At 60.0% G+C, this 11,838-nt stretch carries 5 protein-coding genes and 6 pseudogenes; 3 read left to right on the top strand and 8 right to left on the bottom strand.

Features of this window, described 5'->3' with window-relative positions; translation table 11 throughout:
* Positions 1-350 precede the first annotated feature (350 nt).
* Together istB and istA are read right to left on the bottom strand one after the other, a co-directional pair.
* Positions 351-1,149, bottom strand: a pseudogene (gene istB / locus NKI21_RS31795) (IS21-like element helper ATPase IstB).
* Positions 1,149-2,429, bottom strand: a pseudogene (gene istA, locus NKI21_RS31790) (IS21 family transposase). Before istA ends, istB begins: the two co-directional pseudogenes overlap by 1 nt.
* Positions 2,430-2,770: 341 nt before the next feature.
* Between istA and nifH the strand changes: the two are divergent.
* Positions 2,771-3,015 (top strand): annotated as a pseudogene (gene nifH / locus NKI21_RS31785) (nitrogenase reductase); the annotation flags it as partial.
* Between the two features lie 43 nt (positions 3,016-3,058).
* Positions 3,059-4,018 (top strand): Rossmann-fold NAD(P)-binding domain-containing protein, encoded by a 960-nt coding sequence (locus NKI21_RS31780; protein ID WP_352869209.1) that lies wholly within the window; start codon positions 3,059-3,061, stop codon positions 4,016-4,018.
* 92 nt (positions 4,019-4,110) lie between these two features.
* Here the strand turns inward: NKI21_RS31780 and NKI21_RS31775 are convergent, their stop codons facing one another.
* Positions 4,111-5,607, bottom strand: a complete 1,497-nt coding sequence (locus NKI21_RS31775; protein ID WP_352869206.1) for a M81 family metallopeptidase — start codon at positions 5,605-5,607, stop codon at positions 4,111-4,113.
* Between the two features lie 284 nt (positions 5,608-5,891).
* Entirely contained in the window at positions 5,892-6,089 is a 198-nt protein-coding gene (locus NKI21_RS31770; protein WP_352869204.1) for a hypothetical protein, read from the bottom strand.
* Positions 6,090-6,261: 172 nt separating this feature from the next.
* On the opposite strand from NKI21_RS31770, the pseudogene NKI21_RS31765 reads away from it, so the two are divergent.
* Positions 6,262-7,236, top strand: a pseudogene (locus NKI21_RS31765) (IS110 family RNA-guided transposase).
* A gap of 299 nt (positions 7,237-7,535) precedes the next feature.
* Here NKI21_RS31765 and NKI21_RS31760 read toward each other — a convergent pair.
* The 4 genes and pseudogenes from NKI21_RS31760 to NKI21_RS32435 form a co-directional block, all read right to left on the bottom strand.
* A complete protein-coding gene (locus NKI21_RS31760) occupies positions 7,536-7,859 on the bottom strand; it encodes a DDE-type integrase/transposase/recombinase (RefSeq protein ID WP_352869200.1) in 324 nt (107 codons plus the stop codon).
* Positions 7,853-8,203 carry a hypothetical protein gene (locus NKI21_RS31755; protein ID WP_352869197.1) on the bottom strand — a complete coding sequence of 117 codons (351 nt, stop codon included), beginning with the start codon at positions 8,201-8,203 and terminating at the stop codon, positions 7,853-7,855. The genes NKI21_RS31760 and NKI21_RS31755 overlap by 7 nt, the downstream gene beginning before the upstream one ends.
* A gap of 211 nt (positions 8,204-8,414) precedes the next feature.
* Positions 8,415-9,441: pseudogene (locus tag NKI21_RS31750) on the bottom strand (ISNCY family transposase).
* A 357-nt stretch (positions 9,442-9,798) separates the two neighbouring features.
* Positions 9,799-11,795 (bottom strand): annotated as a pseudogene (locus NKI21_RS32435) (IS110 family RNA-guided transposase).
* Positions 11,796-11,838: the final 43 nt, after the last annotated feature.

Here is an 11,838-nt window from a genome sequence, read left to right as displayed (position 1 = left end):
TCGCCATCGCCTGTGCCGTCCTCAACCGCATGCTTGCCTGCGCAGGCCGAAATCCGCCCGCCGCAAGGCAGCCACGGCATAGTCTTCCGCTTCAAAGATCGCCGTCCGCTCAAGTCCAGATCCATGCACCAACGCCGATCCATGAACCAACGCCTTGAAAGGCATGGCTACGCTACAAAGGCTACTGCGGTTGCCGCTTGCCTAAACCCACACCAATAAACGATCCGTGCACCAACGCCGGACCAAGCCCTTTTTTAACGCACTTGACACAGTTGTTCCCCTGTGACCGGTGCATTCTGTCAAGCGAAGTGAGGATTTGACCCCCTGGGCGAAACGAAGAACTGACCCCCTTATTGTTTTGCAGTTTCGTTGGTCTCGAGCGTCGTTCTGGCCTTCTGGAATAGGCCGGAACGACGCTTTTCGCGAAGCCGTAGTTGTCACCGCGGATGGTGATCACTGTCGAATGGTGAAGCAGGCGATCAAGGATCGCGGTTGCACCACGGGATCGCCAAACACGCTGCCCCATTCGCCCACCGAGCGGTTGGAGGTGATCAGGATCGATCCTCGCTCATAACGCCGCGACACCAGCTGGAAGAACAGATGCGCGGCATTGGCTTCGAACGGGAGATAGCCGAGCTCGTCGATGATCAACAGTTTCGGCCGCGACAGGGTCGTCAGCTGCTTTTCGAGTGAACCGTCGTCATGGGCCTTGGCCAGCATCGCCACGAGCGTGGCCGCCGTGACGAACTGGACGCTATGGTTCTGCCGGATCGCCTCGCGCCCGAGAGCCACCGCCAGATGTGTCTTGCCCGTACCCGGAGGTCCAAGGAACAGGACCGTGTCGCCATGAGCAATCCAGCGGCAGGTCGCCAGCTCCCGGATTTGGCGCTGATCCAGCGACGGCTGCGCGTCGAAGTCGAAGCCGTCGAGTTCGCGCACAAACGGGAACTGCGCGATCTTGCCTGCCATGGAGATGCGCCGCTCGTCGCGCCTCGCGATCTCGCGCGTAACGAGGAAGGCCAAAGCCTCGCGAAAGGTCATTTGCGAACGCGCCCCTTCGTCCAGCAGCGTATCGAGCTGATCCCGGATCGCGGTCAGCTTCAGCCGGTCGAGCTGAGCCACCAATATCTCGTGATCGACCGCCGTCATCACCAGCTGCCTCCCCCCAGTGCCTCATATTCGGCCAGTGGCCGTAACAGAGCGGAAGGCGCAACGATATCCGCCGATCGTACCGGCGCAGCAGCGCCGACCACGCCGGCAAGATGCGCGCGCTCGACAATCCGTTGGCGACGTCCCCCGCACAAGGCATGATCCGCCACCACCTCGCCCGCATGACGCACGATAACGCGGCCGCCCAACACCACGACTTGGACGCTCTCCCCGATCAGCCGCCAGGGAACCGAGTAACTGTTCGTGTCCAGGTCGACTGCGCAGTCCGCCTGGACCTTGCGCACGAGATCCCGCAGCTGCCCAAACGGCGCCCGTCCGCCCAGAGGGCGAAGCGCCCCGGCCTCTTCGGCAAAGCGCTCCGCAGGAGCCACGCCGGTCGTGCCATGCACACGCTGATCGGCAATCTCGCGCGTCCACCGGTCCAGATGCGCCTCGAACGCCGCCCAGTTCTCGAACCGGCGGCCGGCAATCGCATTGCGCTTGACGTAGCCGACCCCGCGATCGTCCTTCCCCTTCGTACGCGCCCGGTAGGGCGCACAAGCCCGCGACGTAAATCCCCAATAGCGGGCAAAGGTGTGCAGCCGCATGTTGAACCGCACCTCCCGCGTCGTCGCATCGTGATGTTCGACCAGCGCCTTCGGGTTGTCGAACAGTACTTCCGTTGGAACCCCGCCGAAGCGAAGGAAGGCTCCTTCCATCCCCTCGAACCAGTCCGCCTGGCGCTCCCGAAGCGAGGGACGGATATGCAACCGACGCGAGTAACCCAGTGTTGCTACAAACAGGCGCACCCGAATACGCTCGCCGCCGATCCACGCCCGCGTGTCGCCAAAGTCGATCTGCATCTGATGTCCCGGCGCCGTCTCAAACCGAACCGTCGCGCGCTTCTGCGCTCAATCCCGACGCCAACCCTGCACCCGAAGCTCCACCGAACGAAGCCCTATGACGATCCCATGTTCGCTCTCCAGTTCCTGGCGCACCACATCGGCATTGCCGCCATGGCGGAAGAAGCGCTCCCGCAGCCAATCGTCCAGCCCGTCAAACGCCGTCGGCCGCACAGGCTTGCGAAACGGAACAGTCCCGCCCTCGCGTAGATACCGACGCACCGTGTTGCGCGCGCACCCGAATTCCTTCGCCAGTCGCTTCGCTCCCCAGCCAAGCTCATGCAGCCGCAGCATCGCTGCCACCTCTTCAGGCTGAAGCATCTCCTCTCCCTGCATCGTTCTCGACAACGCAGGAATCGCCGAAATCCCAATCGTCATCCATGCCTTCTCTCATAACCGAGGGGGTCAGTTCTTCATTTCTCAATTCGGCCGACAGATTCCATGGGGTGTCCGCGAATTTCTGAAACAAGCGCTGTTGGTGCGGGCTTCCCGACGCTACCTGTCGGGTTTGTCGAGTCCGCGACCCAGTGCGGTGCAGCTTGGCGTTCGGCCGACCTCTCAGGGAAGTCCTTGAATAACAAGAAGAACATTTTTCCTTCGGCTCGATCCGCCAAATTGGCGCGCGGTTTGCTTCCTTCGGTGCGAAGCCGCAATTGCCGACCGGATCGTCATGGGCTGGATAACTGCGCGATTGATGGAGCGGAGGAAGGAACAACAGCATGTCAGCTCTGCGTCACATTACATTCTACGGGGAAAAGGGGCATCTGCAAGTCTACTACGTGCCTCCCAAAACGCTCTCGCAGCCCTTGTCGACCTCGGCCAGAAGCTCCTCATCGTCGGCTGCGATCCCAAAGTCGACTCTACGCGGCCAATCCTGAAATTCCTGAAATTGAAGGTGCAGGATACGGCTCTGCATCTCGCAGCGAAGGAAGGTTCGGTGGAAGACTTCGAACTCGAGAACGTGCCGCCGGCAATGGCTTGAGCTTAATTAGCTTCAGGAGAAAACGATGAGCAAGCTTCTTGGCCTTTATGTTGATCACGAGATGACCTCGCCTTTTGCAATGGCGCAGCATTCTGCGAAGATCAAACCAATTGCGCACGATCTTGCGAGAAGCGGAATTCTTCTGGTCACAACTTGCTTGCGAGTTGAGGTCTATGGTGAGGAGCCAGCACTCAGAAACATCGATAACACTGTATTTCCCGGTTTGTCATGCGAATCCATTGAAGGTACGGACGCTATTGCTCAGCGTCTCGCCGAGATTGCGTCCGGTGCACATTCCCAAATCCTCGGCGAGAATTACATCAGCGATCAGCTCGCGAAGGCTATCGAACTTCTTGATCCAAACGTTCCGATTTTCCAAATCGCACGGCTGGCAATTGATATAGGTCGTGCCTCGCGCGAGCGACAGCGGTTCACTGCACCGTTCAACTACGATCAGATCGTCCGAGACATCATGGCTGATCGATTTCAGAATGCAGAGCTACCCGACCGCCTTTACATGATCGGGGCGGGTATGCTGGGTCGCGAGCTGATTAGGAGCGGCGTGGGAGAGCGATTTCGTTCCACGGTAATCGTAACGCGGAACCCGAAAAATCTTCGCAAACGTCTCCGCCCATGGACTGACATAGACGTCGCGCTTATGCGCCCGGCAGAGATTGGGCACGCACGCGAACCACGGTCGGTCGTTGTGATCGCAACCGCCGATGTCAATGATGAATACCAAGCTATTCTTCAGAACGCACTTCTGCGTTTGGAGCCGCGCACAATAGTGGACCTGTCATCAATCCCAGTTCTGTCGAAGTCCACAGTCGGGAGACTCGACTATGTGACCATGTACGACGAAGAGTTTCTGCGGTTCATAGCTCAAAACAATAAGCAGCTGGCTCCGAAACTGCCACTATTATGTTCCGATATTAAGGCAACACTCCGGACGGCGAAAAACAATCGTATCGAAAAGGCAACATAACCCCACAACGGCGTCGGCGGGTGAGCTTGGCGAAGAAGCCCTCGACAGGGCGTTGGTGCACGGATCGTTTATCGGTGTGAGTTTAGCCCGTCTTATGCAGAATGCTGCCGGGCGGTGATTTCGGGACTGGCAATATCGTGTTCGGGCCAGAAGTGCGCTTTCCGGAACTCGAATTGATGTTTTCTATAGTAGCCAACGCCAGGCGTATTCACGAGCACAGGTGTAGCTAGACCAGCGAAGTTCAAAACAAAGTGGAAACCTGATTTAGCAACTATGAAATCGAGATCTCCAAGAACCACGTTCTGGCTTGTAAAAGCTGCTGGGTCAGTGGTGTCCGCCGGCTTCGTGGTCAGTAGCACTTGGATGCGGCGATCTACCCGGAGGACGGCCGTTGGTCCCATAGCACTGGGGGCGCCGTTGCCGACGGGACCCTCCACGATAAAATTTCCGTCACTCACGTACTCAACAAGCCCTGTGACCAATCGAGGCGTGAAACCCGGTGTGAATCCTGCTCCGACAGACAGCGTAACAGCCGCACCTACACCAGCCTCTATCGCCCTGGCCGCTGCGACGGGATCGGTGATAGGGACTGCACCGCGCAGTCCCAGATAGCCATCGAGCGCTGCGGAAAGCAAAATCGTGCCGTCTCCCGGGGCGCCCGCCGCGGTGCGATCGCCCATGTCACCAATCACAAATGGCCGCTTGTCCGGCGAACTCCGGACAAGCTCAAAGACCTCATCAACCGTCAGAAGATCGTCCTTGAAACGCTCGCGTTCGATCCAGAAGCGAGTCGCAAGGTCTACGGCGATGGAAGGTGTGTCGGCGCTTGGGCCATTGCTCAAGATGGTGACAACCTGGCCGATTTCGTCATCATCGGTAAAGCGGAACACGTTGTAGATCGAGATATCCTTAATCGATGAATGCATGGCCGCGTATTCGCGTGCTTTTGCATGTATTTCGGCCAGCGGGCCAGAGCCGGTTTCACCCGCACCCGGCAGGATCATAGGCACCCGCGCCGAAATCGTGACCGGCCTTAGACGCCCCTCAAGTTGCTCGATCAGCAGTTCTGCAACTTTCTGGCCACATTCGACAAAGTCCGAATGAGGGTTTTCCTTGCAAGCAATACAAATGTCGGAGTTGTCGAGCATGCGGGGTGTGATATGGCCATGCAGGTCGAGACCGACGCCAATCGGCACGGTGGGGCCAACGAGACGGCGAAGCGCTTGAAGAAGATCGCCTTCGGCATCGGGCGTTTCCGTGGTTCCCATGGCGCCGTGAAGTTCCAAACCAATTGCATCAGGCTTGATGCGCCGTACCGCATCCAAAAGCTCCTCGCGCATACGCAAGTAGAAATGATGATCGACAAGGCCGCCGGCGCCGCCGCTCGCCGAAAAGACTGGTTCTATTGTCACGCCTGCCTTGACAAGCGTTTCGGTCAGCCCTTTCAGCACGCCAGCTGGCGCCCTTAGGATATCCTGACCACGTTCCAACACGAAGAGCTCCTCGTCGGCAAGCCTTGGGTTCAGTCTGTTGGCTTCGTGGCCGAAGGCGGCAACGAGAATGCGATAAGGCTTGGAGATTTCTGGCACCGATCAGTCCCTTCTTTGTAAGGTATGGCCCCATCAGACCGTTGGAACGCGGCAAACCGGGCGTGAATTCTTAACAGCACGGGCCGTTAGCCCAAACTACTGGTCGGTCCGCCATACCGGTCTAGGAACATGTCAAAGGCATTCTCCAACTCTGAGAACTCCTCCTCGGTATTGGCAAGGACAGGGTGAACTTGGCCGCGCCTGGTAATAAAATATGCCGTTGTAGATCATGAAGAGCTGAAACAACATTGCCGAATCTGCATATTCGTGTCCGTCCGCATCTGTCACCTTGCAGGATCGCGTAGATTGAAAGAAGAGCGGGAACGGACGAGATACAGCGAGCGCCGAGTGTTGCCGCCAGGCAGGACCTCTTTGGCAGCTTCGAATTTCTGTCTGCTCGTCGGGTTCGAGGTTTCATAGACGCGCTGCTCATGCGCAACGGCGTCATCGATCGTAAACCGAGTTTTTGCGGACTGCTGCATCGTAGACGGTTCCCAGATCACCAGTATTTCCAAGCAGCATAAGAATGCCAGTTTGTGTTTATGCATCGCATGGAGAACGGACCCGTGAAACTCAGAATAGTTATTTGCGGCAGCGATTGATTATGACGTCATGGCCGAGGCCAGCGCCAACTCCAATCAAGGAGAGACGACCGTGGATTATTATGCCGGGATTGATGTGTCATTGGGAAGCGAAGGTGGCGAGCGAGCCGGCGGCGCTGTTTGCCTGGTTTTCGGCGCTCGAAGTAGCGCTTGCGCGGATTGGCCTTGAGGCAGGCCCGCTGTCGCAATGGCTATTTGCTGGGCTGCAGGTCTGGCAGTGGAGCTTCTCGAGACGCGCCACATGCGCGACGCCTTCAAGGCGATTCCGGTGAAGACGGATCACAAGGATGCGCGCGGCATTGCACAGCTCATGCGGCTTTGGCTGGGTCCGCCCCGTGCACTACAAGTCACTGCCGGCACAGGAGGTCCGCGCCCTGCTGACCACGCGCAAGCTCCTGCAGTCGAAGAGGCGCAATGTCGAGATGAGCATCCGCGGGTCTTGCGCGGCTTTGGCCTAAAGGTTGGCCCGACAACGCCGAAGACGTTTGAGCGGCGGGTTCGCGAACTGGTCGCCCATCATGACGCCAGCAGATTGCCGAGGCTCTTCTCAAGACCCGAGCGGTGTCTGCTGTGCGAGTTCAAGACGATCGAGAAGCGTCTTGTCGGGTTGGCACGTCGCGATGCGCAAGTGCGCAACCTGATGAGCGCGCCGGGGGTCGGGGCTCTGGTAGCGCTGACATTTTCGGCGGCCATCGACGACCCGTCGCGGTTTCGCTCGTCCCGGATGGTGGGCGCCCATTTCGTCACGCCGAGGAAGTACCAGTCTGGTGACACCGACGTGGGGGGAATCTCCAAGGTCGGCGGCCACGGGGTGCGTGTGGCGCTCTACGAGGCGGCGAACGCGATGCTGACACGCCCAGTGAAGGGCTCGGCCTTGAAGTCCTGGGCACTTGCGGTGGCGAAGCGGGCCGGGATGCGAAAGGCCAAGGTTGCACTTGCGCGCAAGCTGGCGGTGGTTCTGCACCAGATCATGCGCAGCCTGAGCGCTTTCTGCCGACAGGCCGTCCTGCGGCAGTCGTTTCGTTAAGCGTTCGACAAGAGGATAAAGAAGGAGGAACACGGCGGGCATAGACACCAGATCCCGCCGTTACGACGTCCCTTGCCGGGACGGTGGACCCGGTTAGGCCGGTAAGACGGGGGCAGCTCGTTTGATGACTGCGCGTCCCCTAGATTGGCCAGCCGATCCCGATCAGATCCCATCAGGCAGCGGCCGAGGCGCCGACTGCGGACAGAAGCAAGACCCGGCATCGACAGAGGTCACGTTGTCTGCATATACACGCGTTGAGACCTGCGGCCGCTGATGTCAGCTGACCATGGCCACGGCTTTCAATTCCGCCACGGCCTGCAGGCGGTGAATATGTGTAGCGAGAGCGGAGCGTTTTGAGCGGGGCGCGGGACGAAGAGATTGCGCAGAGCCGAGAAGATCGAAACGAAGCGTTGCAGTGCTCCTGGTGATCGGAAGCCTTGCATAATCCGCTCTCGTTTTCGCAGCGGCACATGTGCATTCTCCGCCCGGTTGTTCCAATCCCTTATGCGACCGATGCTCGACGTCCGGTTCACCTGTCGCCTGGCTGCTCCATAGGAGTGCAGCTTGTCGGTGATCATGCGCTTCGGCGCGACGCCTTGCTTCTTCTGCAGCCGCGTCAGCAAGCGCTTGGCCGCTTTGGTGTTGCGGCGGTCTGGACGATCTCGTCGAGCACATAGCCATCCTGGTCGACGGCGCGCCAGTGTTTCCTGCCGACGATGGTGATGACGACCTCGTCCAGGTGCCAGACATCGTTTCGGCTGTGCTGCTTGCGGCGCAAGCGGCGAGCGTAATGCAACTTGATGCCCCACCGGCGGATTGTCTGATACGAAACCACGAACCCGCGCTCCAGCAGCATTTCCTCGACCAGACGCAGGCTCAAGGGGAACCTGTAGCAGAGCCAGACTGCATTGGCGATGATCTGCGGCGGGAAACGATGGCGCTTGTAGCTGACGGTTGCGGTGTTCAAGACATCGGCCTAAACTAGACTAGTTTCCGTCCGCAAAGGCACACATTTTGCTGCGTTCACAGGCGCTTACGCTCGTCGAGAAGCGATTGCAGGGGCATGAACGGGGAAGAGCGCGCCAGTTTTTGGCGAAACGGCGTCACGCGCGCGGTGGCGCGCACGCCGTGAGACCGGCGTTGCACCCGTGCCACGCATTCCAAACGGCGGACCGGCGTCAGCTTGGTTTCAGGCGGGTGAAGAGGACGAGGTTGTAGGCCACGACCGAGGACCAGACGTGAGCTTTGAAAGATCGAAGCCGCGCCAGGTGCAACGCGCCAAGCCGTAGGCGCGTTTGAGGCAAGAGATACCAGCTTCGATACCGGCGCGGAAGTTGCGGAGCTTGCGATAGACCCACTTGCTTCTGACCATGTCCTCGATCCTGAGGCCGGCTTTCTTGGAAGGCCATGTCGGCCGCGGCGCTTGGCCATAGAAGGCGACGTGGCGCGCCAGCATCGGCAGCAAGCGGTCGCTGTCGGCCGGGTTGCCGGCTTCGATCACCAGATCGAGGATCATGCCGCTCCTGCCGGTGGTCACGTTTAGTTTGTGGGCGTACTCGGTACCGCGGCTGCCTTTGACGATGATATCGGCATGCGGGCGCGCGGGCAATCGCGATCAGCTCGGGGTAGAGTTGGACCCGATTGGGTCGACCGCGCGTGAACTGAATCTTGCGGGCCCGCTTCTTGGCGGCGCGGCAATGATCGCGCCAGTCCAGGCCTGCGCCACCAAAAGGCGTCAGCTCGCTTCAGCAGACGCACCATGACCCGCACGGCATCCCACAACAGGCTGCTGTCGCTCGGCTCGTGCATGAGCGCCGAGGTCACGGTGCTGACCAGCCGTTCGACCGCGCCGTCTTCGAGCTTCACCTGCCGAGCGCCCAAAAGCAGGGTCCGGTTGATCTGTTCCCAGGTCTCGGGCGGGATCGCGCTGATCGTCTTTTGCAACGCCGACTTCTGTGGGCTCCACGACCGTGGCAGTCGGGCAAAGGCGCGAAACCAGGCGGAGTCCTCAAGGTGGAACGCCAACTCCTGGTAGCTCAGCTGCCGGTATTGCTTGAGGATCGCGCAGCGCAACACCGCTTCGGCAGGCAGGCCCTGCCGTCCGGTGGCCTTGACGTCGACCCGCACCAAATCGCGCGCGACCAAGCCAAGAAGGTCGCGATGCTCATCCAGGCATTGCGACATCGCCTTCAGCTCGCAGCCCATCTCGTGCGTGTCGATCTCGTGCGTGGCGAAAAATATCGAATATGCTTATATGAGGAGCGTCAATGCGGAACTGTCGTCAGGGTGACATTTTTGCTTTCCGTCGGTTGTTGCGGCGTCCACGGTCTGAGTCCGATTGCAAGACGCGGCTCGTTGCCAAGCCAGATCCAACTTATATACGGTCGCTGTTCGAGACAGCGGCACCAATATCCCGCTTGCGGCGGACAAGGGCTCAGGAGGACGAGACCATTCTGGCTTACGGCCATTTCAGGGCCATGCATATTCCCGGTTCGTCCCACCTGGATCCGCCAGGACTGATCGGATCCTGGAAGATTCGCAGAATTCAGTTCGGCTAACGCATCAGGCGGTCTTCATGACTGCACCCTCGATGACGACGCCGGCGCTGACGTATTTCCACAGCGCGACGAGCAGCTTGCGGGCGAGCGCCACAATCATCGCCTTCTTGAGACGGCCGCCGTTGTGTTTGACCCGGTCCTGGAACCACAAGGTGAGCGCCGATCGCGGTTGATGGCGCAGCCAGAGCCAGGCCGTCTGGATCAGCGTCGTTCGCAACCTTGGATTGCCGGCTTTCGATACCCCCTGGTCGTGATCGACCGAGCCGCTCTGCCAGGGGTCGCCGCCAGGCCGGCATAGGCGGCGACCTGTTCCCGGTTGTTGAAGTGACGCGACAGCCCCTCCGACCACAGAACAGCGGCAAACTCCGGCCCGATGCCCTTCAGGTCGAGCAGCATCGCCGGTGCCGGCGAGACAACCTCCGTGGCCGCGAGCATGGCATCGCGCTCGGTCTCGACCGCCTTGATCTGCTCGAGCAGCAGTTCGAGCCTGTCGAGTTCCCGGCCGACCTGCGCCTGCAGATGGGCCGGCAAGGGTCGGCCGTCGCCGGTCTTGAGCGCCTCCAATCTCTTCCGCCGGTCGCGGCGCAGCGGCTCGTAGCCGGACACGCCCTGGGCGAACAGCAGGCCTTTGACGCGATTGACGTGTCGCACGCGCTCGTTCGTCAAGGCCTTGCGCTCACGCGAGATACGGCGACGGTCTTCTTCCTCGGGCGTCGGCACCCGGAGCATCGCACACACCCGTGGCTCGCCTCGCTTGTAGGCCAGTAAAGCCCGGACCAGCGCCTTACCGTCGATCTTGTCGGTCTTGGCCCGGCGCCGCCGGCGCGAGGTTGCAATCGATGCCGGATCGACGACGTGGCTTTCGATTCCTTCGGCTTGCAGCACGCGATGAATCCAGAAGCCGTCGAGCCCGGCCTCCTGGATCACGATGATCGGAAAGCACTGCCCGGTCCGAGCCTCTGCCTTTTTTCTGAGCTCGGCAAAGCGCGCCAGCATGCCGGCGACGTCGCCGGCCGCCACCATATGTATCGACATCTTCTCCCCGCCACCCGGCGACAGCATCGTAACCGCCAGTTTGCGCGCTACGGCAACGGCCGCGCGTTTGAAGCCGATCCTCTCGCGGAGCTTGAGGCCCCATGTCCGCAGGGTGCTCTCGGTCGTGCTACGCGTCAGAATAACCGACGCTGCTTCGTAGAGAAGCCCTCGCAAATGGCGGTCACCGCGTCGGGATATATGGCCGTCATAATCGACTTCTCCGGATTGGTAGCGGCGCGTCGTCAGGCCGATCCAGGCGCCAACAGATCGGGACTCCTTGAAGTTGCCCGGATCTTCAATGGCAGTGGCGAAGGAGGTTGCGGTGATGACGCCGATGCCAGGGATCGACATGAGTATGCGACATGCCTGGCTCTGACGTGCATCTGCGACTAGCTGGCGCCCAAGCTCGGCGGCACGAATGCGAATGCCGCGCCAGGCTTCCAACATCGGCAGCACGGTAAGAGCAAGTTCCTTGTGATCGATAAGAAGGCCCCGGACGTTCTTCTCGAATGTGGTTCCCTTACCTGCAGGAACGACCAGGCCGAACGTTTTCATAATTCCACGAATCTGGTTCGAAAGCTCGGTGGTGATCCGGACCAGCCGGGTGCGAGCCGACACGAGCGTCCGGGTCAACATGCTGTCGAAACCTTTCACGCGCACCTCGCGAAAGAACCCGACTTCTGCAAGCTGCGCCAAACCATTGGCATCATTCGCATCCGTCTTATTCGCCGCCATATCAAGCGCAGCTTTGGCGTGGCGGGCATCGATGCAGATTGCAGGTAATCCCTTGGCGCGTAGCGCATGATAGAACCAGACGGAGAGAGGCCCCGTTTCGAACACCACCACTCGCTTTACAGTTGGCGCCCGCTTGCGAACAAGCTCGGCAATGATGTTGGGATCAGATGCGCACTTCCCGCGCCAGATGGCGTTGGTGCACGGATCGTTTATTGGTGTGGGTTTAGGCAAGCGGCAACCGCAGTAGCCTTTGTCGCGTAGCCATGCCTTTCAA

It is taken from the genome of Mesorhizobium sp. M0715 (genome assembly GCF_040320355.1).
Lineage (GTDB): Bacteria > Pseudomonadota > Alphaproteobacteria > Rhizobiales > Rhizobiaceae > Mesorhizobium.
Note: the sequence above shows the minus strand (reverse complement) of the source record. Positions and strands in the feature narration are given on the sequence as shown.

Excerpts from the sequence above, each read along its gene's own strand:
- NKI21_RS31770 (WP_352869204.1), bottom strand. The coding sequence starts at position 6,089 with ATGCAGCAGTCCGCAAAAACTCGGTTTACGATCGATGACGCCGTTGCG.
- NKI21_RS31780 (WP_352869209.1), top strand. The coding sequence starts at position 3,059 with ATGAGCAAGCTTCTTGGCCTTTATGTTGATCACGAGATGACCTCGCCT.